Here is a 25,666-nt window from a genome sequence, read left to right on the forward strand (position 1 = left end):
AAATCATGGTATTGATAATTTATTCACATCCGAGTACAAATTCTTATACAAATGAAATTTTAAGACAAGTAACGTCAAATTTAGAAAAAGAGGAAATAGACTTTGAGGTTTCTGATTTATACGCGATAGACTTTAAAACTGATATGAGTGAAGAAGAATATCAGCGAGAAGGTTTTGCCAATTTTGATTTACCTATACCGGATGATGTAAAAAATGAGCATCAAAAAATTGCTAAAGCTGATTGTATTATTTTTTTATATCCTGTTTGGTGGAGTGATTGTCCTGCAAAGTTAAAAGGTTGGTTTGATAGAGTTTATTCTGTTGGGTATGCATATGGCAATGATACATTAGAAGATAAAAATCAGCTAATGAAAACGATTCCTCTTGGTATTGTAATTTGTACAGCAGGGCACCCAAATGAGTTTTTAGATGAAATAGGAATAGCCAAGAGCATGCAAAACGTGATGCTCGATGACAGGCTTGGAAAAAGATTTAGTAAAAAAGAAATGATAATTTTAGGAGGAACATTAAACAAGGATAAAGTAAGAACAGCTCATAAAGAAATAATTGATTCACTAGGAAAAACAATAAAAAACAGCATATCTTAAAATAATTTTAATTATTGATCAAAGACATAAAATAGTAATCGTCATAAAAATCTTAAACGAATGAAACAAAGTTTAACGTACCACCTTACATTATTGGTTATCAAATTAAAGGGTTTAAAAAAGAACTTTAGTAAAGATCCTATAGATTTCAAAAAAATAAGAAAAGAAGATGTTCACCAACCAAAAGGTAAATTTTTCAAACAAAATGGTGTCAGAAGTTTTAAAATTTCTGGTTCAGTAATTACAGAAATTGGGCGAGCAGATAATTCTGATAAACTATTAATCTTCATTCATGGTGGAGCATTTATTTCTGGGCCGGGTAAGCATCATTGGGATACAATACAAGAAATAGCAAAACAAACAAATTATACGATTTGGATGTGCAATTATCCAAAAGCTCCTGAACATAAAATATCAGAAATCTCAGAAAATATAGACGCTATTTACACTACCGCACAAGAACAATATCAAGCGAGTCAAATTACACTAATAGGAGATTCTGTTGGCGGTACACTAGTAACAGCCTTAATACAAAGATTAGTTGAAGGCAAGAAAGAATTACCAAATAAAATCATTCTCATTTGCCCGGTTATGGATGCAACGATGTCTAACCCTGATATAGAAAAAGTAGATGCAATTGATCCGATGTTATCCAAAAAGGGCATTTTGAGTGCTAAAAAAATGTGTGCTGAAAACAATGATTTAAAAAATGTAATGATTTCGCCAATATATGGAAGCTTTGAGCAGTTTCCTGAAACGGTTTTGTTTTTGGCAGAAAATGATATTATGTATCCTGATCAAAAATTGGTAGTTCAGAAATTAAAAAAGACTAATACAAATGTGATGGTGATTGAAGGTAAAAGCATGCCACATATTTGGCCTTTTCTTCCGATTATGAAAGAAGCACAAGTATCTCTAAAAGAAATAATTAAAATACTTAATGATGCTTAAAAAAAGTCCACTCCTCAAAATCACAAGAAATTAACTTGCTTTTTAAAGAGTGAACTAATAGCTATAATCTAATAATAATCCTTACAAAAGTTTATCAGCCTTCACATTTTTATCACGTTTTTTTCGCTTTACACTTTTGTTTTTAGCACTCCCAAAGCGATAGGTTAATCCTGTGAAAATAGATCGACTGTCTCTTAAAAATTCTCCTTCTTGGATAATTGTTCTGTACGATTCAAATGCGAAACGTTGTGTTCTAAAAATATCATTAAAATTAAGACTAAACGTTCCTTTACCTTTGGCAAAACTATAACGTGCTCCTACATTCATAAAGAAGTTTTCTTTAAGCTCATACTGTAAGATTTTTTGTTTACCACTAAAAAATGTAAAGAGTTGAAAAGTGAGATTTTTATTCGCTTTAAAACTATGATTAAGCCTCGCATTTAATAAAGTATTACTTACTTCTACGCTTTCACCTTCTATAAAACCTTTTTGAGTTCGGGAATAGATGTCAAAACTAGTATTGAGATTCCACCAATTTGTAAAACGATAACTAGATGAGAACTCTAATCCATATGCATCATTGCTATCAAAATTAGCGTAGTCTAAAATTAATAGATTGGGGTTATTTTCATCAAAAAAACCTCTTCTGTTGATTTCATCATTGATTCTTCTATAAAAAGCGCCCAAAGTTATAGTACCACTTTTTAGTTTTCTATTATAATTAACCTCTATAGAATTTGTAAACTGCGGAACAAGACTAGGGTTACCTGTAAGAATTATCTGAGGGGTATTTAATTGTCGAATAGGATTAATCTGGTTTAAAGAAGGGCGATCAATACGTCTGCTAAAGCTTAATTGATAGGTGTTTTTTTGGTCTTCGTTTGGTGTATATTTCAAAAAACCGGAAGGATAGATATTAAATAACTTATCTGTAAAAATAAATGCCGACTCCCCTACTTCATCAAATTGAGAATCTACACTGTAATCTTCTAACCGTACACCAATATTATACTGCCATTTATCAAATTTCTGACTAAAAGTGGTATAGAACGAATAAATATCTCTATCATAAAAGAATGTTGCACTATTAAAATTAGGGTTCTCAGTAATATACGAATTATCCGTACGACGTAAACGGGTTTCTATACCTAACTCTAATATTGTGTTTTCTGAAAGTGGATTTATATAATCTAAATTTATAGTCGTATTTGTTCTTTGATCATCGATATGTTCATTATAATCATCAACAGGGTTGTTTCCTGTAAAACTGAAATTGTATTTTTTGTCACTATCCAAAGTATTATAATCTACCTCAAGTTCTATAGTATGTCCATCTTTTGCAAAAACATGTTTGAAATCTGCGTTATAGGTCGAATTGATATTATCTCGATCAGTAATATCTCTTTGTCTAAAATCTGCGGATGGGTTATTAAAAAAAGAAACAATTCTATTTCCATCAATTAGGGTTGTAAAGAGATTTTGGTTGGTATAGACAGAAAGTGTATTCTTATCGTTGATAAAATAGTCTACACCTAATTTAAAAAGATGTGATTTATCTTCATTAAGGTTATCAGTTAATTGATTATTGTTTTCTACTACTCGTGTAACCGTTCCTTCTGTGATGCTTTTACCAAACCTATTATTATAATTGCCATAAAGATTAGCTTTTCCTTTTCTGTAATTTATACCTATAGAATTATTGTATCGAGCACGTTCACCATATGTAAACCCCGAATTAATAGTAGTATTAAAACCTAAATTAGTATTCTTTTTAAGACTAATATTAATAATACCACTCATTCCTTCGGGATTATATTTGGCAGAAGGGTTTGTGATTAATTCGATGGTTTTGATAGAAGTTGAAGGAATTTGTTGTAAGAGCTCTCGAGAGCTTAGATTAGTAGGTTTACCATCGATAAGAATTCTAACATTTTCATTACCGCGAAACGAGATATCTCCGTCTTGATTAACACTCACCGAAGGAATATTACCCATGATATCACTTGCAGAAGCGCCAACGGTAGTCAAATCTTTTCCTACATTGATAACCTTTCTATCAATTTTTTGTTCGATTGTAGAGCGTTCTGCTACAATCTCTACAGAGGCCAAAGCTACTGCATCTTCTTCTATGTAAAGGTTTCCTAAGTTCACCTTTTTATTTGATTTGGTAACTTCTATGGTTTTAGTAACCGTTTTATATCCAATAAATTGAATTTCGAATGCATAGGCATCATAAGGTATTTCTTTTACCAAAAAAGTTCCTTGCTCATTTGTAATACCACCAGTGGCAATAGCATTATTAGATTTTAATACCACATTTGCATATGGTATGGGTTGTTGTGTTGCCTTGTCTAACACCGTACCTGTGATAACGCCTTTTTGTGTATAGGAAAAAATAGAAAAAAGAAAACTACAAAGAATAAGTATATATGTTTTCATATTATTTTCTCTTCGTTAGTTGAATTTCTGCAACAAGATCAACGTCATTGCCCAAAGCAAATTTTGCAGGAGCATAATTAGTTCCAACATTAAAATCTTCACGTTTTATTATACCAGTAACAGTAATAAATTTATTATCAGTTTTAAATCTTGGATGCACATAACTTCCATTATCTACAGCTTTTAAAACAATTGGTTTTGTAATTCCGGTCATAGTAAAATTCCCTTTTATGGTGTATTCATTATTTGCTGTTTTGATAATTTCTGTGCTTATGAATTTTATTTCAGGATGTTTGTTTGCATCAAAGAAATCTTTAGTTTTTAAGTGTTTGTCTCTATCTGTTTGGTTAGTGTTGATAGAGGCTGTTTGTATTGTAATGTTTATAGACGCTATATCATCTTTTTGTTGAGTAATGTTCCCTTTATATTTTTTAAAAACCCCCTTGATTTCTCCTACTTTAAAATAAGAGACACCAAAATTGATATTAGAATGATTTGGATCTATTTCCCATGTAGATCCTTGTGCACTTATAGAAATTGATACTAGAGAAAGAGTTAAACACACAAATAGCGTTTTGCTTATAGATAACATTGAATTTTTAATACGTTCCATTTTTGAATATTTTTTTTGTTTCACAGGCTAAATTAGAAGTAAGCTTTATCCATTTTAAAAGGTTGGTTAGAAAGGCTATAAACGATGCTAAAGACTTAATAGATAGTGTTAAAAGCTTTTGTCTTCGGGTAATGTGTGTTTGGCATCGTTTACCTTTAATTGGTGGGTAGTTTTAAAAAAGCTATATTTAGATACATACCTTTGTAATAATAATTAAAAACGTAAACTGAAAATGAGCAAAATATTTGCACTACTTATAACATTCCTGACGCTCCATTGTACAATACAATCACAAACTGACCCTGTAAAAGATGATTTGGGTAGATTTAATAGACCAACGACAAGTCAAAGAGCAGAAGTCTCTCAAAAAATAGGTCTTGATTTTATAAAAATCAATTACGGGAGACCAAATGTGAAAAAGAGAAAAATTTTTGGCGGACTCTTAAAATATGGGAAAATATGGCGACTAGGAGCTGATTATCAAACTGTAATTGACTTTCAAAATGAGTACATTATAGAGGGTGATACGATTTCAAAAGGGAAATATGCACTTTATGCTATTCCTAATGAAGATAATTGGACTATATTTTTTAATAAGGATACCGAAGGTTGGGGACAATACACTTATAAACCAGAAAATAATGTTTATGAGTTGAATATCCCTGTTGAAAAATCACCTGAGTTTACAGAAACATTTACCATCGGTTTTTTAAACACTTCACTAAACAATGGGGAGTTATATGTACAATGGGAAAATTCTAGAATAAAAATCCCTATTACAGTAAGTAATAAACACAGAAAAGAAATCGAAAACAATTATACTATTGCTTTAGGTCTAAATGAAAAGAGAGTTGGGTACAAATATTATTTAGCAAGTGAATACTTATTTTTAGAGGATAAAAATTATGAGAAAGCACTAACGTATATTCAAAAAGCGATTGATAGCGGCAATACTGCTTTTTATACTCATTTTCTTAAAGGTGAAATATTGTTGGCTATGGGAGATAAAAAAGCTGCTGTGGCGTCTGCAATTAAAGCTAAAGAAAATCTCTGGAAGAACTTTTCGAATCCAGAATGGGAAAACAAAATAGATAACGCAATAAAGAACTGGGGGAAATAAAAGGATTACCAACAGTATAAAAAGCTTAGGTTATGATTCAAAAAATTCAAAATTTTCTAGAGGTTTCAAAATTCAAATATCTGGTTTTTGGATTATTGATTTTTGCTTTTTCGGCTCCTACTGCTAATTGGTATTATACAACAACTCATGAGCTCATTATTACATATAGTATACGCATAGCATTACAAATGGCTATGGCATATATAATTTTAGAGTTTTTAATTCCATTGCTTTTATATAAGGGTAAAACAACAGCTTTTTGGATTTCGATGATCATAACATTATTAGCATTTTATGTGATTTGTACATTGATTCATATGAATTATTTAGAAACTACTTTTCCTTCAACTTATACAAATTATATTAAGCGTTTCAAAGATAATTCTTTCAGTAGCCGGTTAATGAATGTAGGAGAGTTTGTATTTAAAAGTCTATATTTTCTCTACCCTACATTATTGTTGTTAATTTTAAAATTATATGTAGAAAAGCAACGCCTACTCAAGCTGAATGAACAGAAAAAAACAGCAGAGCTTGTTGCATTAAAAAATCAATTAAACCCTCATTTTTTATTCAATACACTTAATAACCTTTATGCACTGACCTTAAAAAAATCAGATGATGCTCCCAAGGTTATTCGAAAATTATCAGAAATTCTAGATTATATCCTTTATCGTTGCAATGATGAATATGTATCACTTGATAAAGAAATAGCACTTATAGAAAACTATTTGTCATTAGAAAAGATACGATATGCCGATAGAGTAAAAATTTCTTTTAGCAAACAAGTAACCGGTCGAGAAAAAGTTGCACCTCTTCTACTATTAACGTTTGTTGAAAATGCTTTTAAACATGGTGTAGCAAATGAGGTGAATCAAGCTAATATCAATATTACGATATCCAAGGATAAAGAACAACTTGTTTTTAAAGTAGAGAATAGTAAACCTGTTCATATTAAAACTGCTGTCGAAAAAGAATCTATAGGTCTTCAAAACATCAAAAAACAATTAGAATTATTGTATCCAAAGGCTTACGACTTAATTATTGAGAATAGATCAAATTATTTTTCTGCTAATCTAAAATTAGATATGTATGAGTTATAAATGCCTGATTATAGATGATGAGCCCTTAGCGCGCGAACTTATTGAAACCTATCTAGAAAAGATTCCTAATTTTGAATTGGTAGCTTCTTGCGCCAGTGCTATTGAGGCAAGTTCTATTTTGTCTGCTGAGAAGGTAGACTTACTATTTTTGGATATAGAAATGCCGGCTTTAAAAGGGATAGATTTTTTTAAAACATTGATCTACAGACCAGAAGTGATTTTTACAACTGCTTATAGAGATTACGCCTTAGATGGTTTTGAATTGAATGCCGTTGATTATCTATTAAAGCCTATATTTTTTGAACGATTTTTTTCTGCCATTCAAAAATTTCTAAAACAACAAAGTATTACAGAAAATACGAATCCTACATCTGCTGATTACGCAAAAAGTGGACACATATTTGTAAATAAAGCCAAAAAGCAAATAAAAGTAGTTTTTGATGATATTCTTTATGCTGAAAGCCTAAAAGATTATATAAAGATTCACTTACAAGACGAGACACTAACTATAAAAGAAAGTATCTCTAGTTTTGAAAAACGTGTTGATGATCGTTTTATCCGTTTACACCGATCGTATATCGTGAATAGTGAAAAGATTACTGCTTATACCAAAAATGATGTTGAGATTGGTAAAATAGAAATTCCTATCGGAAATGGTTATAAACATAATATGCATTATTTTAAATAATTAGAATTAAATCTTAAGCTCTTTATTACAAAACAATAGTATATTTTACTTGTTGATATAGTTAATTAAAGCAAAAAACAAGTTAGGAATACTCTGATTCTATTTATATTCATAATATCTTATAAAATATTATAGAACATGCAGAATTCCTTTTTAATTGTTTTTTTACTAACTACAATAATGTCTGGTAGCGCACAAATTAATGGAGCAGATAAAGTTTCGATAAAGCATTTTAAAAATCTATATAAGATTAATGATTCTGTGTATCGATATCAGAACAGCCTAGCAAAAAAGAATTTTATAGATTAGAAGATTTTGGGATCAAAACCATTCTCAATTTTAGACGATTAAAAGATGATGCCAAAAAAGCAAAAGGTACACAATTGCAACTAGAACATTTACCGCTAAAAGCTGCAGAAATTAATGAAAAAGATATTATCACAGGACTACAAATTATTAATACAGCACAAAAACCCATATTAATTCATTGCTGGCACGGTTCAGACCGTACTGGAGTAATGACTGCTGCTTATCGTATTGTTTTTGAAAACTGGTCTAAAGAAGATGCGATCAAAGAATTTAGGCGTCCCGAATTTGGGTATCACGAAAAATGGTATCCAAATCTAGTAGATTTATTAAATGATCTTGATGTTACGAAAATACGAGATGAATTAGGGCTGTAAGTCTATGTTTGTAAAAAGAAAGAAGGAGTTGTTTTATACTATTCAGGTATTTGCTTTTCTATAAGATGAGGGAGTTGTTCCTTCAAATTTTTTAAAAGCACTATTGAATGATGATAGACTACTAAAACCTATATCAAATGCTATAGAAGAAATCGTATATTTTTTTGTCTTTTCATCAATCAACATCTTTTTTGCATCTTGAATCCGATAATAGTTTATAAAATCATTAAAATTTTGATTGGCATATTGATTAATAGCTTCAGATGTTTTCTGTACGCTTTTCCCGACAAGTTTACTCACACTGGATAACGATATATCACTTTCCAGATATAGTTTTTCGTCGATGATCAGTTGTGATATATCATTAAATAACACAATATCATCCTTGATTTTGAATACTGATCCTGTAATATCTGTTACTTTTAATTTAAATGCTTTAAAACTTAAATAATAAATAACTACAGAATAAATAATTGGCCCAATGATATAGGGAACACTATTCTCAATGATATTTAAGAAATAAGAAATCCAAATCATTATAAAGCCAATTATAACTGTATATAACCAACTCAAAATATTTTTTTGAGATTTTGTTTTTAATGTTTCTGTATGCTTTTTGTAGGTTTTTTTTAAAACTTTCCCTGAGATGAAAATATAAAAAGCAAAATGCAGGTAAATAAATATAATAGTACTACCAAAAATAATAACAGACTGCCTATTGTTGGCATCAAACCAATTTTTGGTAATAAAAAAACTCGTAATAAATAGTAATAAAAATGGGATTAACTCTACATAATGTATTTTCAACAATCTAAAATCCGGTTGAGTCATTGAGGAGATATACCACTTTAATAATGGTCCAATTAATAGTAATAGTGCTAGACCCGAAAAAATAAATACCGGTTCTAGATCATTACCAAAATTTAGCATCACAGATTTACCCACCCTAAAAGCCATAAGAATAAGTATTATTCCCAGTAGATAGTTAGCAAACGTTTTTTTCTTTTTGAGAAAACATAAATAGATAGCAAAAAGAAACCCATGTAATAATCCTGCGCTGCTTAAAATAATAAGTAGAATATCTGAAAAGCTCAATCTAATAGTTTTCTCAAATGTAATTATATTTTATTTTTCCTGGCCTCATGTTTCTTTGCAAAAGAAGTTAAACTCAGCATATTAAAGAAGCTGCTAATTTCACCTTGCATAGCAGCTACTATACTATGCTTGGCAATCAATACTCTTTTAATAGGTTTATGTTGCTGTACAGACATGGTTTTTATCATTTCTTTGGCTTTTTGCTTACCATGGTTTTGATATATTGAAAGCACTTTTATTGCATTTTCTTCATCAGTGATTGTTCTTTTTTTAGGTTGGTATCCTAATTGATAAATCATCTTTTCTGCCAAGGTCCATGTTGACCATGGGTTTTGTCCTGTAATGATATTATGATCATGGCTTACTTTTTCCAAATACATTGTTCCTTCATTAAAGCGCGCCCCTTGTTTTATTATTTTGTCTTGTAATAGAAAAGGGAATATTGATTCTGCTTCCGGGATTAGAAGCAACTCTTCATTATTCGTAAATCCACTAATAGTTTTGTCTTTTATCATAGAAAAACCATTATCTAAGGTTACATTAACTAGAGCTGCAGGACCATGACAAACCGCTCCTATAACTTTATTTGTTTGATAATAATTCTTTACAATAGATTGAATTGTTTTATTGTCGGGAAAATCAAACATGGCTCCTTTTCCCCCCGCAAAGAAAACTCCATCATAATCTTCTGCCACAATATCTTCAATAGGAATTGTATTACTGGTTTTGTACTGGGCGATCGAGTCGTTTAAGAATGCATAATCAAAAGCACCCATATCTTCATCATCAATAATTACAGGTGGCTTCCCTCCTAATGGACTTGATATATCAACTTCAAAACCATTTGCTGTAAACACATAATAAGCACGAGATAATTCAGTTAATTCATACCCTGTTTTCTTTTCACTTTTACCCATAATATCAGTGCTTGTTACAATAGCTAGTATTTTTCCTCTATTAGGGACAATATTTTCTGATAAATACGGTAAATCTTTTACTAATGTAGCCTCTAATTGTGTGTCTTTTTTAGGAATTAAACTCATAAACCAAAATCCAAAAGAAAGGATAATAATGAGCAAACTTGTTATAAAGACCAAAGTCCATTTTAGAATTCTATATTTTTTGAACATATCATTTCATTTATAATTATTCGACCAAATAACATAAAGAATATGGCTAAAGCTGTCGAAATGATAATTTCGTCAGAGTAAAAATGATTATGGACAAAAAAATAGTGTAAAAAACTCTGTAATTAATTTTTTACACTATTTTGTGACAATCATAATGATGAACATCGTTAAACTTGAATGTTGTTATAGCGTAACTACGACCTTTCCAACTGTTCTACCACTTTCTAAGTGTTGATGTGCTTTGTCTATATCATCAAAAGAAAATGTTTTTGAAATATGAGGTTGAAGTACTCCATTTTCTAATAGTTTTTTTAATGTATTCATATCATTTCCATTTGATTGTACCATTAGAAAAGAAATATCTACATTACGTTTTTTGGCCAGATCAATAACTTCTTCAGAAAATCCTGATGAAGGTATTGATATTATCGTTCCTCCATTCCTTACAACGTTAACTGACTTTAATAATGTTTCGCCATTAAACATATCAAAAACAAAATCGATATTGGAGACAACATCTTGAAAAGCTTGTGTTTTATAATCAATATGTTCATCAGCACCTAGAGACATGATAAAGTCTTTATTTTTTGCTGAACTTGTGGTAATTACATAAGCCCCCAGTGATTTTGCTATTTGTACTGCAAAATGGCCTACACCACCTGAACCTGCATGTATAAGTACACGATCATCTTTTTTGATTCTGGATTCTAAAACTTGTAATGCTGTAAGTGCTGCTAATGTTGTTGCAGCAGCAGCTTCAAAAGAAATATTCTCGGGTATTTTTGCTAAATGATCTGCAGGAGCAGCCACGAATTCTGAGTATCCATTTCCAGCTCCCGGAAAGTTTATCATTCCAAAAACACGATCTCCCTTTTCAAAATTATTTACTTTATCTCCTACATGTGTTATAATACCAGAAATATCCCAACCTAAAATAGTAGGTTGCTGTTCTCCATAAATATTTTTTAGAGCATTTTCATTAGTTCTAACTTTATAATCTACAGGATTAATGCTAATGGCTTTTACTTCGATTAATACTTCATTTTCTTTAATAACAGGCGACTCTATATTTTTTGTGATAAGATTTTCTACTCCACCTGTTTTTTCTAAAACTATTGCTTTCATAATTGATCTTCTTTTATCTTAAATTAAAACTATCAAAAGTATAGTAGCAAAAGTAAATAGAGTTTTAGTATCAAACAATAACGGTCAAAAATGATAGTTACATCTGTAAAATACAAATAATTGATTAACAGTAATTTGAATAATAAAATTAAACTATAAAAAGTATAGTTATGTAAAAAACAATAGTTTTTTATAGCTTTGTATTTGAAAATTGAAGTTACTTATGCCAAAAGAACATACAAAAAGATTAATAAAATATAATGACAAAGTTTTTTCGTGTGCTACAAGTATTGCTATGGAACTTATCGGCGGAAAATGGAAAAGCGTCATTTTAGTATATCTCATAGATGGAAAAAAGAGGTATAGTGAATTGAAAAAATTAATTTCTACTATCACAGAACGTACGTTGAGTTTGCAACTAAAACAATTAGAAAAAGATGGGCTAATCACCAGAAAAGTTTATACTAAAAAGCCTCCCTTGAAAGTTGAGTATGCGCTAACTGATTTTGGAAAGAGTTTAATTCCTATTTTGCAATCTATTGCGAGTTGGGGAATGATCGTTGCTGAAGAAAAAGGTGAAGTAATTAATGGATAAGTATAGCTTTGAATTGTTTTTTGAAAAAATTAAATTACTAAGCTTTCTGCAAAAACGACTGAGTGTCCTGCACGCCTCTTTTTAATAATTATGACTAATTAATAACAATCTTCTTCTTTTGCATCAGAATTTTGCCAACCAGATATCCAATTATCTGCAACTAAATGAAATAATTGATCTTTTGTGTTACTTTTTAATAATTCTAAACCATTAGCAACATCTTTTAAAAGCCAACCTTTACTATTTAAGGTCAACCAAGCTTTTTTTAAATTACTTTCTTTAAGATATTGTTGAAAAATCTCTTTTTTATTAGTATTTGGATTTAACCATTTAGGTATGTCATTAATATCGTTTAATGATTTTTTATTTATGATTTCGAATGAACAAGAATTTTTTAGAATACTTTCATTAATAGAGGTTAAAGTAGATGGATAGTCATTTGAATATCCTTTATCAATATATTTAGAAGGCATTTCCTTGTTGAAAAAAACAAGTTTATCAAAATCCTTTGGGTTATCTCCATATTCTAAACTAAAATGATCTACTTCTTTTAAATTTTCAAAATCTAATTGCATTGAAAACTTTACAATATCATCAGATACTTCATCTTTAATAATAATCATGTTTAAGATTAAAAGAGTGATGAGTTGATCTGTATTTTTTGCGATTTCATAAAAGTATCCGTTCTCTAAATTATATTCTATAAAAGTGATATCTCGATCATTAAAAAAATGAAGTAGAAAACCTTTGTAAGAAGCACCATAACCTAGAAATAAAGGTATTAAACAAGGTGGATGTGGATACCAATAATCATGTATATTATTATAATCATCATGGTAAGGAATATTACCACTTAGATCACTCAATGTTTTTATTCTTTTATCAAAAGAAGATATTTCGATTATCTTTTTTAGAATCTTTTGGTTCATTTTTTTAAACAGATTCTTTTGTCAGTTCGGTTTATTATAAAAAATTAGATATATTCTTGTACCTCTTCTAGGTTATAATTAATACGTTTATCTAATTTTGATAGATTATTAAATTCATCAATATATTTATTCAAAGACTCTTTATCATATTTTGCTAGAACAGGGAGTAATTGACTCGCTTGATAGTAACGTTTATTAGAAATTGAAGCCTTTACAGCAGATTTTATTTCATCTATAGATGTTTTAGTCAAATTCATTTTTAATAAGACATGTTTTAATCTACTTTCAAAAAAATTATTACCGTACATCTTCAACATTTGATGTATATAGGGAAGAATCTTTTCTTCATTTTCTGTATTGTAAGTTGAAATATACAAAGCATCTGATATGACATCATATACATTATCTTCTCCATAAATACGATGTGGTTCAAATTCAGTTACCATGTCTAATTTATTGTCAATAAACTCATCTAATTTTTGGAAGCCTTTATCGATACCCCATGAAATAAGTATAAGCATTGCTTTATATGATATATATTGGTCTTCATTACTAGTCAGATCTATTAATTTATTAATTCTTTCCTTTGAGAAATTCTCCATAAGTTGTACCTCACGAAGATCTTCTCCTTGATTACCATCTTCATCAATATACTTATATAATGTATTATAGATTTCTGTTTTCATGAATACTAATGTTACTTTATCAGTCTAAATTAAACATTGAAATTCTTTGTTATAAAAACCATGATCAAATTCTATTTCATAGAGATCGATCCATTTATATTTGTTTGAAAGCTCTTTATGCTGTGCAAATGTGCTTAAAACCTCAAAGGCTTCTTCTTCACTATATAAAGAGTTATCAGGAATACTCATTTCATTTCCACCTACATAATGTGTCAATGTTTTTGCTTTCTGATTTATTTTGTCAGATGTCATTGGAATCAGATAGTCAGGATGTTGCATTATAAAAACACCTTGTTCTAACTTAAAAAAAATTAACTGCTCATTAGTATCAGGAAAGTTAATTGCACTATCTCCACTACCCTTTTTCCATTCGTTAAATGGGGTATGTTTAATCATTTTTCTTAGAGTTTCTAGCTTTGATTCTTCATCTTTTTTTCCTAGATAATCAGTCAAATAGTATTTCACCGTTGCTAAACTAAATCATTTTTAGGTTTATTATGAACAAGAATATCTTTTAACCAATTAGGTGTAAAATTTTCTTCTCTTGGAAATTGTACGAAATCCTCGTAAAAGTCTGATTTATCTCTCCATAGATTAAAAAAATCAAAAAACTGATCATAGGAAAATTTTACTGTTTTCTTTTGATCATTATCTATTGTTAAACTCATACGAAACCAAGACCCTTCTTTTGGTTCGATATTATACATACTCTTTCGTATATCTAAACATAATTCTTTTGCTTTGATCTCTCTATTTATAAAAAATAGCCTTTTACTATCTATTTTTTCATTATTGTAGTATCCTAAAAATGAAACCCCATTATTTAAAACGTAAACTTCAATATGCAAATTATTATTCTCATCATCATTCGCTAATTCTGAATAATACTTTGATATCAAGTTATTAATTCGTTGAGCTATTTCTTCTTTACTTTTCCATAATTTTTCCTGTGTTCGTTGAGTTATAGTATTATCCTTTTCCTTTTCTTTTTCTTTTGGAATATCATAAGAAAAGGAGATTTTGTCTTTATCTAAAGCTTCTAAAAAATGCAACCAAAACTCTTTGTTTTTTTCTCGATTAATTTTGCTCAAATCTTCTGCTCCTAAGTTATAACTTAAAGAACCTATATAAAGTGAACTCCATTGATCTGGATCAGTTTGATCTTTAGAGTTATAATCTTCATTAATGATTTCTATTGCTGCACGAATTAAAGCCAACCCAGCATAGCCTGCACTAAACTTACCTTCAGCAATTCTATTCTGAATATATGTTTGTTTTACATTTATATAATCTTTCAAATCATCTTTTGCTAGATGGTTATTAAGATATTCATTCAACTTATAAAAAATATCTTGAAATGTATTGTCCTTTGGCCACTCTTGATTCCAAGTATCTTCTAATATCATTAGAGAGTTTAGAACGACTATTGCTTTTTTATTAGGATTTGAAAAGCAATGCAAAATTTCATCTATTGTCGTAGTACTAAGCGCAGCATTCGTATCATTATTTATTTCTATTAAAGCGTCCTTTTTTAGTACTATTAGTTCTTTTTTCATGTATATAATAATTATTTTGGTATAAATTCACTAGAACCGTCTGGATAGAAAACATGCGTTCCATTAGGATCTGAAACAATAACTTCTTGACCAGTAGCTACGGCTTGTTTCGAAGCGAAGCTTTGGCAATCTGAACACATGGGTCTAGAAACACCTGTTGGTTCATTTGGTCTTTCAGTAAGTAATTGTTTTTCCGCATGAGAACTATTATACTTGCCTTCAAACCCTCCATTATGCACTTGATCCATAGCTCCTGCCCTTCTTGGCTCATGACCAATTTGATCTGAATATTCTTTGACCGTTTCAGGAGAAACGTCTGTATACCCTTCTGGTCGATCTTTCCATCCGCTTAAAGTTTTTATATCATCGTGAGCTACAGTTTTTGAACTATAATCATCTCCTAAATTTTCGAATTCACTATCAGCCTTTTGTTGAGCTTCCTCAGCTTGTTTAATCCTTTCTTCAAGTGTAATACTGCTGCCTTCCTCATACGCCTGTCCATCTTCATCTGGTTTTGTTGGGGATTCGCTTTCTGCGTTTCTTGCAGTTGTTGATTCTTCATCTGCTCGTGTAGTTTCTGCATCTGCATCGGTAGCCCTAGTGTTTTCGGCATCTGTATTTCTAAAACTATCTTCAAAATCACGTTTTCCTTTGGCTACAGGGCTAAACATTAGAACAGTACCTACATAATCCTGCCAAGTTCCTTGACCAGTAAAGATATTTTGTACCCCCTGTACTGCTCCGGTTTCCATAGCAATCACTCCTTCTCCAAAATCCCCTATTCCGGCAGTACCTGTTTCACCGTATGTTGCTGCTGTATTTTGTACACCCATGACTCCACGTAACCCAAGACCAAACATAGCTCTACCTGCCATACCTTTCATAAAGACCCCCCAGCCACTCTCTACAATATTCATTGCAAAATTACGAGGCATACTACGTACAAAATTAAGACTTGCTTGCCCTAATCCACGTAGGCCACCAGAACTTAAAGCAGCTGCTCCTCCACTTAATGCCATTGCTCCTAATCCTATAGCAGCTCCTGCCATCATGCCTTCAAAAAGATGACCTATATACTTAGCTGTAGCATGAGCAAATGCTTGTGTCCAATGTTTAATATGTGGAGCAAAAGTAATTTTACCTCCTGCAGTACAAGTCATTTCATGATCTCCTGTAATAGTTGGAGTACCTATAATTTTCATATTTGTTTTTTGACCTATCCATGTTCTGCCGCCTGCCATCAATTGACCACAGATTAACCCACCAACTAATCCTCCAAAGGCTGCTCCTGCTAATCCAGCAACCGCTCCAATAGCAATAAGCGCTGCTCCTCCTGTGGCAGCTATTAATGCTGCTGTTACAGCAGCGGCTGCAGCTATTAAGGCATATAGTAACATGATCTTACTACATCCAAAATCCATAATACTACTGGTTCCTGTATCTCTGACTGTAATATAATTCTCACCACTTTTTCTCTTCACAGCAGTTTGTGTACCTTGTAACGGTACAGGAATACATCCACTTGAACATATCCAGTAATCTTTTTCGGTAATAATTTTATTTCCCATAATTACATATCATCAATTAAAAAAGAAAGATTCCCCTTTTTTTGAGGTGTATACTTGTCAGTCTCTTGTCTTTGATCATTATCAGTAGTATGTTCCTGTTGTGTTCTATTTTCAGAGGTTAATGTGTATTTCATAATACTATATAACTTGGTAGTATCGGCAATCTCTTGGTGTTCTAGAGTCATCTTTTTAATTTTCCCAGTACTATTCTCTACTTGATAATTTGCAGTTTTACTTAGCTCGGTCTCTATTTTACTAACGTCCATGACCTGAGAAAAAGTTCCGTAAGCTTTTTTATGCCAACCTTTTGAAAGTGTTCCATATGGTGCACCTACTACATCAATTTCTGTTAATGAAGGACCTGAGGATGTGTCTTGTTTTTGAGATACTGTATATTTCCATTGTAGACTTGCAGTATTCAAAAAATTATTATGTATTTGGTCTTTTACTGTGTATGGAATTTTCTTACCATATACATATTGAAAATAAACTAAAAAGAATTCACTTGATTCTATGGCTATTTTTACCTTTTCTTTATCTTGAAAGATACTATCATTAAGAATGATTACATCTTTTGCTTCTGGAGAATGCTCAATTACAGCTTCCATTTCTTTTTTAGTATGAGCCCATTTATCAAGAATAAGATCCATATTTAAGACTTCTAAAACCTTACCGCTATGATCTAAAATTAAATGCAATTCACTATACATTCTTGAAAATGCCTGACTCATTGCCGCTATATCTTTTACCATAGGATTATTAGATTCTAATATTACATTGTCTAATAATAACAACTCCACTTCTATAAAGTCTTTATTGACTTTATTGACTTTAAACTCCCATCGCATTTTTGCTTTAGATTTCATCACTACATTAACAGCAACCATATCTGTTTCTATTAGTAATGTATATCTTTCTGTAAATGGCTTGGAGATTTGTATCGTATTGTTTTTTTTGCTAAACATTTTACTTACGTGTTTTAGTTAATAAATACATCTCCGCCATCCATCTTTGTTGTTCCCGCAATGTGATTATGAGGTGCAAAAATCGCAGTTGTGTTATTAGCACCAATACTTATATCATCTCCTTCTGTAGTAATTGCTTTTCCTTTTAGTTTTATGGTTCCGTCTTTGAGCATGGTAATACTACTTTCTCCAATGGTAATAGTCAGTTTTTCTTTTCCGCTAAGATCGATATTACCATCAGCATCCATTTTGAGTACGCTAGAGTTTTCTCCTACGGTTGTGGTATGACTTGCATCTGTATTTACACTTGTATTTCCTCCACCATCCATCATCATAGAAGCAGTTCCCTTATCGGTAAGCAGCATACTCCCTACATTATCATCGAGAATCATTTTATTACCACTACGGGATTGTATGGCTTTGATATCATTAGCACTGCTCTGAAAAGCTCCCGGTTGTGCTGTACCGGTATATAAACTACCCATTATGTAGGGGCGTTCTGCATTTCCGCCTTCAAAACCTACGAGAACTTCTTCTCCTTTTTCCGGAATAAAGTGAAATCCTTTTTCTCCGCCGGCATGCGGAGATACGACACGCAACCACGGAGTTAATTCTCCGTGAGGTTTTTGCCAGGGGAATTGTACCCGTATTCTACTCAAACCATCGGGATCAACATTCTCCATTACTGTAGCAACTTGGGTTTCACTTTTTGGATAGAGCTGAATATCCATTTTGGGATACGCAGTAAAGTTAGCGTCTACTGCTTCAAAACTGTTTTTGTATACTCCGCTTTCTGTATTGGTGTGTGTAACTTTTATAATTCGGTATTTGCCATATCCTTTTATACTAATAATCTCGCCAAGATTTACTCCGGGATTATCAGACGAGCCTTTTGCAATTACTTGCTGCATGGCAACTGATTTTGTATATTCTTCTACCTGGGTGTCTAATCGTTGTTTTAGTGAGGTATCACTATAGAGGTTATGATAGACTTGTGTTTGTTTGGCATATAGTTCTTTGGATTTTTGATCGGCAAAACCATGATATCCATCTGCCGGAATTGCTACTTCTGTACTGCTTTTTTGATGTAATTCGTCGGTAAGGTAATCATTTGTAAAATAGTCGAATGAATTGGGTAAAGAACTTAATTCTAGAGAAAAGTCTCGTAAATCTACACCGTATGTTAATGTCGTTTCTTCTTCTCCAGGGCTACCAAAAATTAGTGCTTTGCCATCGTAATAGAACCACTCATTATGATATGCTGCTAACCTGCTAGCGTAGCTAAAAGCACTTTGATTATGTTGTACCGAATAATGAATTGTATCTGAAGATACGGGTGAAAAAGCTGTTTCTAATTTTCCCTTATCATATCCTTGAAAAGTTTGATTGAGAATTTCTGCGAGCCCAAAATCATTAAAAGAAGCATAATGACTACCATCGTCTGCTAAAACAGAAGGGCTTTTGCCGTATATAGTCACGAGATCTCCAGAAGAGCGATCAAAACCTTTGGTAGCTTTTACTTTGGTGACCACTCCTTTGAACTCTAATTCTTTATAACCGCCAAATCCTTTGTTAGCGCCAATTTGGATTGTGATGATACCCCCAAGATAGTCTTTGCTCTCACCGATTAATTCTTCTGATAATTTTTCTACAACATCAGTTCGGCAAACAATTTCTAGATCATGATGTGCATCAATCTCTTGTACTAATTTTAAACTTTTATAAGATTCAATGGCTTTTCCAGAAATGGATATTTGTGTGATGGTTTGTAGTGCCATGTTTTAGAGTTTTTAGAGTTATAAATGTAGCGATTGATTTGATTTCCTTTACTTTACATCTACTAAAAATAACATTTTCAAAGAACTTTTTAATGAAAAAAAAGAAAATATTCGTATAATTTTGTTTATTATTTCCCTTACATACATGTTTTTTGATGTTTATTGAAGAGACAATTTAAATACAATGAAAAAGAGGATTGATCTATAAACCAATCCTCTTTTACTTGATAGTAGATGTTCAAATATTCTAAGGCACACTCAGAGAGTAATTGACTTTATTTTTCTTTTTGTTACTCTTTAAAATATGGATACATTTTTAAGTAGTATAGTGATTCACTATTTGATATTCTCAGATTAATTCTACCTTCATGGTACTCGGCATATTTTTTTTCGGCTAGAGTTTTATCTTCATTGTACCAGTTCAGTCTAAAAACATTTTTTGCGCCTGTTCTTATTAGTGAGCCTTTTAGATCTCCTTTTTTCCAGGTGTTACCGATACTTCCATCCAAATAAATAATATCAAAGCCATTATCTTTATTTTTGATAATACCTAATATGTAAGCTGGATGTCTGCCATCAATATAAGGAACTTCATATATCCCTTCTATGGTATCTGTTGATGTATCAAAGTATTTTTTTAGTTTTTGTTGATCCCAATTGGTTTTGGGGTGATTTTTTATTCTTTCCTTAAGTTCTCTATTGTGTTTTATGTTGTTATAATCTGATTGCACACTAGAACTTACCCATTTTTCTTGTTTTTCTACTACTTTTATTGAAGTATTACTCGCATCAATTTCATAAAAAGCCACATCATTTTTTTTCATATCTACTTTTATGGATTCGATATCTCCATATTTAGAAGAATTTACTTTTAGTGTACTTGTACCTTCTGCCACATCAATCCTAATCCAGGTATATGTCATATTGTATTTTGTATCTTTTTGCTTTTTACTACTCAGTAAGATTGTTATTTCGTTTTTGCCCACATTACGAGATCCTGATGTGTAGAAATATACATGTTGTGCAAAACTTATATTTGCCAGACAAAGGAACAATAAAAGAAGAATTGATTTTAATTTCATAAATTAAGATATTTTATTTTTATATCACAAAAGTGAGAATATCTAATTTGTAGTAAAACCCCGAATACAGTGAAAATAGCCATGTTGTTATAGTTATAAATATATCAGAATATTCGTAGTACTATTACCGTTAATTTTGTGTTTAGTCATGTATAAAAAAAATCATCAAACTATATGTAGTTTGATGATTTTATAATCTAGTGTTGATATTTTTAAAACAGATTATATTTAAAGCCTTTTAATTAGAAGTTCTTTTTCTAATATCTGTTAAGGTATCATCAATTATGAGTTTACCATTACTAAAAACAGTTTGTAAAAGCCCTCTCCCTTCTTCTTCTTTTGATACTTGATCTTTGTATATAATCTTACCATTTTCTTGATATAATTGTATGAGTCCTTTGGCAGATTTTTTGGTTCCGTCATCTGTGATAGGGTCTTTAAAAATTTCTCTTCCTTCTCCATTAATTTCTACATAAGTTGCTTTCATAGCAAAACCAAAAGTATCTCTGGTATTATATTGATACGTAAAACTACCTATGCCTAAAACTACATTGGTAGAGGCAAATCCTTTTTGTTTAAGTCGTTCACAAATTTGAGTAGCTCTTTCTATGGTTATACTATCTCCATAAATTGCTCCAATTTTGGGGTTAAGAACTTTATATCCTTGTTCATTTATTGTACCTCCGAACTCGTCCCATAGTAATTCTATAACACCTTTGGCAACTATTGGATTTTTATCATCACAACCACAAATGATATCTACCGGATCACCAGAATCAGGTCTAATTACCAGTTTACCATCACGGTTTAGGATTTCTTCTTTCAATTGTGGTAAATATTCTGTGAGGACTTTCCATAAATCCCATGTATCAGATACTACAGATAAAATTCCTGTTGGGTAGGTTTCTAATAATCTTCTAAAAGTACCTACTTCGTCATCTTTACTACCGGCACACATTACACTATGCTCTGTAGCATTTACACTACCAATAACTAATTCTTTGGTTACATCTGTATTATAAAATGTTTCATAAGCTTTTGCCACAGGAAGTGTATCACTACCCGAAAAAGAGAGTGCATGCCCCATACCACTCAAAATAGAAGATTCTGTACCAGACATTCCTCTCATCGAAAAGTCGTGACCTTGCCATGTGACAAATTCGATATTATCCTTATCAGTTTCTAAAGCATAGCGAGTTAAGATTTTTTTATATTGCTTGGCAATTGTAGCTGATGTACAAGGTTGCCAAATAATACTGGATATCAATGTTTCTAAATAGTTGGTAAGCCAAAAGAACTCTGGTTTGGTATTCACCAATGTGAACATAGGCACTCTAATAGGTACTTCTGTGCCTTCTGGAATAGCTTTGATTTCTATGGGTAGAAAACCTAGATCATGCAATTCTTCTATATGTGTAATGTCGTAATCAACGCCTAGATAAATGTCTACATATTTTTTATATTCTGCAATGACTTCATACTTTGGTTTTTCAAAAAAATCTGTATTAAATTGTTTTATTAGGTATTCTTTAATAAAATATTGCAACCCAAAAAACACTACTTTATCAATCCCTTCTACTCTACTTTTGCGTGGAGTCCAGTTTGAATATACCATTGTTGTCCCTTTTGGGTATTGCTCTTTGTGACCTAGTTTATAACCATCTGTTAAAAGTAGTGGATTCATTTGAATGTTATTTTGCGTTATTTATACGCAAATATAAAACAAATATTTATTTCAGACAATTTTTGCTGAAAATTATTATATTTAAAATATAGATATATAAAATCTATAGTAAACCTTAAAACCTTTATTATATGAAAAATTCACTTTTAAAATTAGGAACAGTATTAACTAAAAATGAGCAACAGAACATAAAAGGTGGCGGACGATGTGATGGCTACACAGGCCCTATCGTTGTAACATGCGAGCAATATAATAATTTGCCGGATCAATATAAATTTTGTGTTCTAGTAAGTGTAGATTGTTTCGAACAATAGCATATAACTTTTGTATACAATGTAAGAAGCCAAAGATTCTCATCTTTGGTTTTTTAGTTTAGAACGGTAATGTAATGTACTCTCTTTAATTTCTACCTTTTTCATTTGGGTATAAAGAAGGCAATGAATCGCTTTGCCAAAATTCTTTAGTGTCGATATCTAAAACAGAAAGTTTTCCTGTAAATGCGGCACCTGTATCGATATTCCAAACATTGATGCCTTGCATAGGGACAATAGTTTCGTAATGTAAGGTAGGAGTATGACCAATATAAATTTCGTTATATAATTTTAATCTATTGGGATAAAAAGCAGAATCTTTTTTCACTCTTTTGTCCATAACTATAGCCATTTCCCAAAGTGTTCTATCCCATCTGTAATTGGTAAGATATACTTCGTTTTCTGGCCCTTTCATAGAAGAAAACCCAGCATGAATAAAAAGACGATTTTCTTTATCAACATAATAATTTATCAATTGATCAAAAAACTGTAGGTGTTTTTCTGTATCAAACTCTTGACTATTGTAAGATGCTATTGTTTCTTTTCCACCATTTTTGTACCAAATACCATAGTTGCCAATGTATAAATTTAATAACCACTCATGACACCAGACATCGTGATTCCCTTTTATGAAAATACATTTCTGCTTTTTATCTAAATCAATAAGAAATTCTATAAGTTGTGCAGACTCGCTCCACCCATCTACATAATCTCCAAGAAATATAAGGGTATCATTTGTAGTCACATTAGCTCTTTTAAAAACTTGAAGTAAAGCTTTAAATCCGCCATGTATGTCTCCTATTACCAGTGTTCTTTTCATTGTATTTTGCGCATAACATCTGTCCTTAAAACATATTTTGTTCCTGATGTAATTGGTTTTCCTTCATGACGTAAAGGATGGTAGAATAATAGTGCATCACCAATTTTTGGAGTTATGGTAATCCCTTTTTCAAAATAAGTTTCACCACCTTCAAAGTCATCATTAAGATAGATTAAGAACGATAAAAAACTAGATTCAGTTTCATTTTTTTTATAGCTCCCGTCTCTATGCATTTTGAATCGCTCTCCTGTATCGTATTTATAAATTCGAAACCTATCATTTAATCCAATGGCATTGTACTCTTTAAACATGCCTTTAAAAAAAGGTTGTACTTGCGACCAAATGTTATTAGCAATAAATTGATCTTTGAATATGATACGTTTATTATTACGAATCCCTTTAAACATCACTTCTTTACCATCAATATTTACTTTTGCCTCTTCAAAAGATACTTGTTCTCCCTTTTCTATAAAATTATTACACATTTTATTAGAGAGAAAGTTTTCAATTAAAAATATTTCAGGATGTAATTCTTTGATTATTTGCATTACACTACTTTTTAAATTCAATATACTGTGGTAAAACATGATCTGTTAACCAAACTCCATTCTCTGATTGAAAAAAATCAATTTCATTTCTAAACATTTCGCCGGATCGTATGGTTAAGATGATTGGTTTTCCTCTTCTAGCACCTACTTTTGTAGCGGTTTCTCTTTCTTCACTCAAATGCACGTGATGACGGCTCATTTTTAATAATCCTTTTTCTCGAATAGCATCCATAAATTTTGAGACTGTACCATGATATAAAAACTCTGGTGGTTGTTTTGGTTGATATCCTAAATTTATGTGTATTGAGTGTCCTTGATTCGCCCTTATTTTGGTTACATCTTCGTTAAAAGCAAATCGCTTTTTGTCATTGTTTTCAACAACTTCTTTTAAAAGATTTATATCTAGTTTTGGTATTTGTTGTTGTGCTTTTGCAAGTAATTCGCTTACGTCTGCCCAACCATTTTGATCGAGTTGTAATCCGATCTTATCGGGATCATGCCTAAGAATTAGGCTTAAAAATTTACTTATATGTTTATGGTTTGTTTTCATTACTCTTGTAATAATTCTTTCTTAAATGCTTCAAAATCATTTACTATTTTGAATAAATCGTGTTCATGTTTTGGGATCAAATTTGATTTTAAATTTGAAATTACATCATTCCAAACCTCTCCTATAAAATAGATTTTAGGTCTTTGTTGTGTTTTTTCTTTTCTAATGATGTCTAGGGTCAGAAATACTTCTGATAACGTGCCAATACCACCTTTTTGAACAATAAACAGTTCTGTGTTTTCTATTAAGATTTGTAATCGCTCAAACAATGTCTGGGTGACTATAGTTTCTGATAGAAATGAGTTCCCTTTTTCTGAACCAACTTGTTTACAGGTTACTCCTATTGCTTTTCCATTTTTGGATGTTGCTCCTTTGGATACTGCTTCCATCATCCCTCCATACCCCCCATTTTTGATTATAAAATCATTTTCTGCCAGTAATTGACCTATTAAAACTGTTTCTCTATATTCATTACTTTCTCGGTCTCTCCCTGCTCCTCCAAAAAGTGTTGCGTATTTTTCTTTTTTCATTTTTTTAGTTTTTTTTCATATAACTTTAAATTTTCATTGTCAAAACAAACAAATATAACTTCGTTGATAACGTTTTGACTTTTAAAGTTTTTTACTGTTTCTATAGCAATTTTAGCTGCTAGATCCTTTGGGAACTTATAAATACCTGTGCTAATATTCGGGAATGCAATACTTTTAATTTTGTTTTTCAATGCAAGTTGTAACGAATTTTGATAGCAATTAACCAATAGGGCTTCTTTTTCTTCGCCTCCTTGATTCCAAACAGGTCCTACAGTATGAATTACATACTTTGCAGGTAAATTTCCGGCGGTTGTAATTACAGCTTCTCCAACATTACATTTACCTTGTTTATTTATAATTAACCTACAAGCCTCTAAAATGTCTGTTCCTCCTTTGCGATGTATAGCTCCATCAACACCACTTCCGCCAAGTAAAGATGAATTTGCGGCATTAACAATTGCATCAACTTTTACTTCAGTAATATCTGCTTGTATTGTTTTTAACCTCATTAG

General features: G+C 31.2%; 27 protein-coding genes. 8 read left to right on the top strand and 19 right to left on the bottom strand.

Annotation, left to right across the window (positions count from 1 at the left end):
- Positions 1–5 precede the first annotated feature (5 nt).
- Positions 6–608 (top strand): NAD(P)H-dependent oxidoreductase, encoded by a 603-nt coding sequence (locus FHK87_RS01440; protein WP_226293976.1) that lies wholly within the window; start codon positions 6–8, stop codon positions 606–608.
- Positions 609–668: 60 nt separating this feature from the next.
- Complete coding sequence (locus tag FHK87_RS01445) at positions 669–1,559, top strand: alpha/beta hydrolase fold domain-containing protein (RefSeq protein WP_140588912.1); 891 nt, start codon at positions 669–671, stop codon at positions 1,557–1,559.
- 81 nt (positions 1,560–1,640) lie between these two features.
- On the opposite strand, the gene FHK87_RS01450 is transcribed toward FHK87_RS01445, so the two are convergent.
- Positions 1,641–3,998 carry an outer membrane beta-barrel family protein gene (locus FHK87_RS01450; protein WP_140588914.1) on the bottom strand — a complete coding sequence of 786 codons (2,358 nt, stop codon included), beginning with the start codon at positions 3,996–3,998 and terminating at the stop codon, positions 1,641–1,643.
- Between the two features lies 1 nt (position 3,999).
- On the bottom strand, positions 4,000–4,611 hold the full coding sequence (locus tag FHK87_RS01455; RefSeq protein ID WP_140588916.1) for a YceI family protein: 612 nt from the start codon (positions 4,609–4,611) through the stop codon (positions 4,000–4,002).
- Positions 4,612–4,843: 232 nt separating this feature from the next.
- Between FHK87_RS01455 and FHK87_RS01460 the strand changes: the two genes are divergently transcribed.
- The 4 genes from FHK87_RS01460 (at position 4,844) to FHK87_RS01475 (ending at position 8,202) form a co-directional block, all read left to right on the top strand.
- Entirely contained in the window at positions 4,844–5,731 is an 888-nt protein-coding gene (locus FHK87_RS01460) for a DUF2911 domain-containing protein (protein ID WP_140588917.1), read from the top strand.
- Positions 5,732–5,763: 32 nt separating this feature from the next.
- Positions 5,764–6,831 carry a sensor histidine kinase gene (locus FHK87_RS01465; RefSeq protein WP_140588919.1) on the top strand — a complete coding sequence of 356 codons (1,068 nt, stop codon included), beginning with the start codon at positions 5,764–5,766 and terminating at the stop codon, positions 6,829–6,831.
- Positions 6,821–7,519, top strand: coding sequence for a LytR/AlgR family response regulator transcription factor (locus FHK87_RS01470; protein ID WP_140588921.1), 699 nt, complete (start codon positions 6,821–6,823; stop codon positions 7,517–7,519). Before FHK87_RS01465 ends, FHK87_RS01470 begins: the two co-directional genes overlap by 11 nt.
- 269 nt (positions 7,520–7,788) lie before the next feature.
- Positions 7,789–8,202 carry a dual specificity protein phosphatase family protein gene (locus FHK87_RS01475; protein ID WP_140588923.1) on the top strand — a complete coding sequence of 138 codons (414 nt, stop codon included), beginning with the start codon at positions 7,789–7,791 and terminating at the stop codon, positions 8,200–8,202.
- Positions 8,203–8,244: 42 nt separating this feature from the next.
- On the opposite strand, the gene FHK87_RS01480 is transcribed toward FHK87_RS01475, so the two are convergent.
- The 3 genes from FHK87_RS01480 to FHK87_RS01490 all read right to left on the bottom strand — a co-directional run bounded on the left by FHK87_RS01480 (position 8,245) and on the right by FHK87_RS01490 (position 11,552).
- Complete coding sequence (locus FHK87_RS01480) at positions 8,245–9,159, bottom strand: helix-turn-helix domain-containing protein (RefSeq protein WP_226293978.1); 915 nt, start codon at positions 9,157–9,159, stop codon at positions 8,245–8,247.
- Positions 9,160–9,320: 161 nt separating this feature from the next.
- Complete coding sequence (locus tag FHK87_RS01485) at positions 9,321–10,427, bottom strand: type 1 glutamine amidotransferase domain-containing protein (protein WP_140588927.1); 1,107 nt, start codon at positions 10,425–10,427, stop codon at positions 9,321–9,323.
- A 183-nt stretch (positions 10,428–10,610) separates the two neighbouring features.
- On the bottom strand, positions 10,611–11,552 hold the full coding sequence (locus tag FHK87_RS01490; RefSeq protein WP_140588929.1) for an NADP-dependent oxidoreductase: 942 nt from the start codon (positions 11,550–11,552) through the stop codon (positions 10,611–10,613).
- A 223-nt stretch (positions 11,553–11,775) separates the two neighbouring features.
- On the opposite strand from FHK87_RS01490, the gene FHK87_RS01495 reads away from it, so the two are divergent.
- Complete coding sequence (locus FHK87_RS01495; protein ID WP_140588930.1) at positions 11,776–12,147, top strand: winged helix-turn-helix transcriptional regulator; 372 nt, start codon at positions 11,776–11,778, stop codon at positions 12,145–12,147.
- 98 nt (positions 12,148–12,245) lie between these two features.
- Here the strand turns inward: FHK87_RS01495 and FHK87_RS01500 are convergent, their stop codons facing one another.
- The 9 genes from FHK87_RS01500 to FHK87_RS01540 form a co-directional block, all read right to left on the bottom strand.
- Positions 12,246–13,076 carry a hypothetical protein gene (locus tag FHK87_RS01500; protein WP_140588932.1) on the bottom strand — a complete coding sequence of 277 codons (831 nt, stop codon included), beginning with the start codon at positions 13,074–13,076 and terminating at the stop codon, positions 12,246–12,248.
- A gap of 44 nt (positions 13,077–13,120) precedes the next feature.
- A complete protein-coding gene (locus FHK87_RS01505; protein ID WP_140588934.1) occupies positions 13,121–13,762 on the bottom strand; it encodes a hypothetical protein in 642 nt (213 codons plus the stop codon).
- Positions 13,763–13,786: 24 nt separating this feature from the next.
- Positions 13,787–14,227, bottom strand: a complete 441-nt coding sequence (locus FHK87_RS01510) for a hypothetical protein (RefSeq protein WP_140588936.1) — start codon at positions 14,225–14,227, stop codon at positions 13,787–13,789.
- 5 nt (positions 14,228–14,232) lie between these two features.
- Positions 14,233–15,318 carry an Imm5 family immunity protein gene (locus FHK87_RS01515; RefSeq protein ID WP_140588939.1) on the bottom strand — a complete coding sequence of 362 codons (1,086 nt, stop codon included), beginning with the start codon at positions 15,316–15,318 and terminating at the stop codon, positions 14,233–14,235.
- Between the two features lie 11 nt (positions 15,319–15,329).
- Entirely contained in the window at positions 15,330–16,886 is a 1,557-nt protein-coding gene (locus tag FHK87_RS01520) for a hypothetical protein (RefSeq protein ID WP_140588941.1), read from the bottom strand.
- Positions 16,887–16,888: 2 nt separating this feature from the next.
- On the bottom strand, positions 16,889–17,851 hold the full coding sequence (locus FHK87_RS01525; protein WP_140588943.1) for a hypothetical protein: 963 nt from the start codon (positions 17,849–17,851) through the stop codon (positions 16,889–16,891).
- Positions 17,852–17,865: 14 nt separating this feature from the next.
- Positions 17,866–19,629 (bottom strand): type VI secretion system Vgr family protein, encoded by a 1,764-nt coding sequence (locus tag FHK87_RS01530; protein WP_140588946.1) that lies wholly within the window; start codon positions 19,627–19,629, stop codon positions 17,866–17,868.
- 290 nt (positions 19,630–19,919) lie between these two features.
- On the bottom strand, positions 19,920–20,711 hold the full coding sequence (locus FHK87_RS01535; RefSeq protein ID WP_140588948.1) for a hypothetical protein: 792 nt from the start codon (positions 20,709–20,711) through the stop codon (positions 19,920–19,922).
- Between the two features lie 238 nt (positions 20,712–20,949).
- Entirely contained in the window at positions 20,950–22,395 is a 1,446-nt protein-coding gene (locus FHK87_RS01540) for a nicotinate phosphoribosyltransferase (RefSeq protein WP_140588950.1), read from the bottom strand.
- Positions 22,396–22,526: 131 nt separating this feature from the next.
- Between FHK87_RS01540 and FHK87_RS01545 the strand changes: the two genes are divergently transcribed.
- The gene (locus FHK87_RS01545; protein ID WP_140588953.1) at positions 22,527–22,709 is read left to right on the top strand and encodes a hypothetical protein; all 183 of its coding nucleotides are present in this window, start codon (positions 22,527–22,529) and stop codon (positions 22,707–22,709) included.
- 85 nt (positions 22,710–22,794) lie between these two features.
- Here the strand turns inward: FHK87_RS01545 and FHK87_RS01550 are convergent, their stop codons facing one another.
- The 5 genes from FHK87_RS01550 to FHK87_RS01570 are packed head-to-tail and all read right to left on the bottom strand — an operon-like array spanning position 22,795 to position 25,663.
- The gene (locus FHK87_RS01550) at positions 22,795–23,526 is read right to left on the bottom strand and encodes a metallophosphoesterase family protein (RefSeq protein WP_140588955.1); all 732 of its coding nucleotides are present in this window, start codon (positions 23,524–23,526) and stop codon (positions 22,795–22,797) included.
- Positions 23,523–24,074 carry a 2OG-Fe(II) oxygenase gene (locus FHK87_RS01555; protein WP_140588957.1) on the bottom strand — a complete coding sequence of 184 codons (552 nt, stop codon included), beginning with the start codon at positions 24,072–24,074 and terminating at the stop codon, positions 23,523–23,525. Before FHK87_RS01555 ends, FHK87_RS01550 begins: the two co-directional genes overlap by 4 nt.
- Positions 24,075–24,078: 4 nt before the next feature.
- Positions 24,079–24,624, bottom strand: coding sequence for an RNA 2'-phosphotransferase (locus FHK87_RS01560; RefSeq protein WP_140588960.1), 546 nt, complete (start codon positions 24,622–24,624; stop codon positions 24,079–24,081).
- Positions 24,624–25,154 carry an LOG family protein gene (locus FHK87_RS01565; RefSeq protein ID WP_140588962.1) on the bottom strand — a complete coding sequence of 177 codons (531 nt, stop codon included), beginning with the start codon at positions 25,152–25,154 and terminating at the stop codon, positions 24,624–24,626. Before FHK87_RS01565 ends, FHK87_RS01560 begins: the two co-directional genes overlap by 1 nt.
- Positions 25,151–25,663, bottom strand: a complete 513-nt coding sequence (locus FHK87_RS01570) for an O-acetyl-ADP-ribose deacetylase (protein ID WP_140588964.1) — start codon at positions 25,661–25,663, stop codon at positions 25,151–25,153. The genes FHK87_RS01565 and FHK87_RS01570 overlap by 4 nt, the downstream gene beginning before the upstream one ends.
- Positions 25,664–25,666 lie beyond the last annotated feature (3 nt).

The organism is Aquimarina algicola (assembly GCF_006443095.1).
Taxonomy (GTDB): Bacteria; Bacteroidota; Bacteroidia; order Flavobacteriales; family Flavobacteriaceae; genus Aquimarina; species Aquimarina algicola.

Excerpts from the sequence above, each read along its gene's own strand:
- FHK87_RS01455 (WP_140588916.1), bottom strand. The coding sequence starts at position 4,611 with ATGGAACGTATTAAAAATTCAATGTTATCTATAAGCAAAACGCTATTT.
- FHK87_RS01520 (WP_140588941.1), bottom strand. The coding sequence starts at position 16,886 with ATGGGAAATAAAATTATTACCGAAAAAGATTACTGGATATGTTCAAGT.
- FHK87_RS01555 (WP_140588957.1), bottom strand. The coding sequence starts at position 24,074 with ATGCAAATAATCAAAGAATTACATCCTGAAATATTTTTAATTGAAAAC.
- FHK87_RS01490 (WP_140588929.1), bottom strand. The coding sequence starts at position 11,552 with ATGAAAGCAATAGTTTTAGAAAAAACAGGTGGAGTAGAAAATCTTATC.
- FHK87_RS01485 (WP_140588927.1), bottom strand. The coding sequence starts at position 10,427 with ATGTTCAAAAAATATAGAATTCTAAAATGGACTTTGGTCTTTATAACA.
- FHK87_RS01445 (WP_140588912.1), top strand. The coding sequence starts at position 669 with ATGAAACAAAGTTTAACGTACCACCTTACATTATTGGTTATCAAATTA.
- FHK87_RS01480 (WP_226293978.1), bottom strand. The coding sequence starts at position 9,159 with ATGGCTTTTAGGGTGGGTAAATCTGTGATGCTAAATTTTGGTAATGAT.
- FHK87_RS01545 (WP_140588953.1), top strand. The coding sequence starts at position 22,527 with ATGAAAAATTCACTTTTAAAATTAGGAACAGTATTAACTAAAAATGAG.
- FHK87_RS01515 (WP_140588939.1), bottom strand. The coding sequence starts at position 15,318 with ATGAAAAAAGAACTAATAGTACTAAAAAAGGACGCTTTAATAGAAATA.
- FHK87_RS01565 (WP_140588962.1), bottom strand. The coding sequence starts at position 25,154 with ATGAAAAAAGAAAAATACGCAACACTTTTTGGAGGAGCAGGGAGAGAC.
- FHK87_RS01540 (WP_140588950.1), bottom strand. The coding sequence starts at position 22,395 with ATGAATCCACTACTTTTAACAGATGGTTATAAACTAGGTCACAAAGAG.
- FHK87_RS01470 (WP_140588921.1), top strand. The coding sequence starts at position 6,821 with ATGAGTTATAAATGCCTGATTATAGATGATGAGCCCTTAGCGCGCGAA.
- FHK87_RS01465 (WP_140588919.1), top strand. The coding sequence starts at position 5,764 with ATGATTCAAAAAATTCAAAATTTTCTAGAGGTTTCAAAATTCAAATAT.
- FHK87_RS01500 (WP_140588932.1), bottom strand. The coding sequence starts at position 13,076 with ATGAACCAAAAGATTCTAAAAAAGATAATCGAAATATCTTCTTTTGAT.
- FHK87_RS01495 (WP_140588930.1), top strand. The coding sequence starts at position 11,776 with ATGCCAAAAGAACATACAAAAAGATTAATAAAATATAATGACAAAGTT.
- FHK87_RS01560 (WP_140588960.1), bottom strand. The coding sequence starts at position 24,624 with ATGAAAACAAACCATAAACATATAAGTAAATTTTTAAGCCTAATTCTT.
- FHK87_RS01460 (WP_140588917.1), top strand. The coding sequence starts at position 4,844 with ATGAGCAAAATATTTGCACTACTTATAACATTCCTGACGCTCCATTGT.
- FHK87_RS01535 (WP_140588948.1), bottom strand. The coding sequence starts at position 20,711 with ATGAAATTAAAATCAATTCTTCTTTTATTGTTCCTTTGTCTGGCAAAT.
- FHK87_RS01450 (WP_140588914.1), bottom strand. The coding sequence starts at position 3,998 with ATGAAAACATATATACTTATTCTTTGTAGTTTTCTTTTTTCTATTTTT.
- FHK87_RS01505 (WP_140588934.1), bottom strand. The coding sequence starts at position 13,762 with ATGAAAACAGAAATCTATAATACATTATATAAGTATATTGATGAAGAT.
- FHK87_RS01530 (WP_140588946.1), bottom strand. The coding sequence starts at position 19,629 with ATGGCACTACAAACCATCACACAAATATCCATTTCTGGAAAAGCCATT.
- FHK87_RS01525 (WP_140588943.1), bottom strand. The coding sequence starts at position 17,851 with ATGTTTAGCAAAAAAAACAATACGATACAAATCTCCAAGCCATTTACA.
- FHK87_RS01570 (WP_140588964.1), bottom strand. The coding sequence starts at position 25,663 with ATGAGGTTAAAAACAATACAAGCAGATATTACTGAAGTAAAAGTTGAT.
- FHK87_RS01550 (WP_140588955.1), bottom strand. The coding sequence starts at position 23,526 with ATGAAAAGAACACTGGTAATAGGAGACATACATGGCGGATTTAAAGCT.
- FHK87_RS01440 (WP_226293976.1), top strand. The coding sequence starts at position 6 with ATGGTATTGATAATTTATTCACATCCGAGTACAAATTCTTATACAAAT.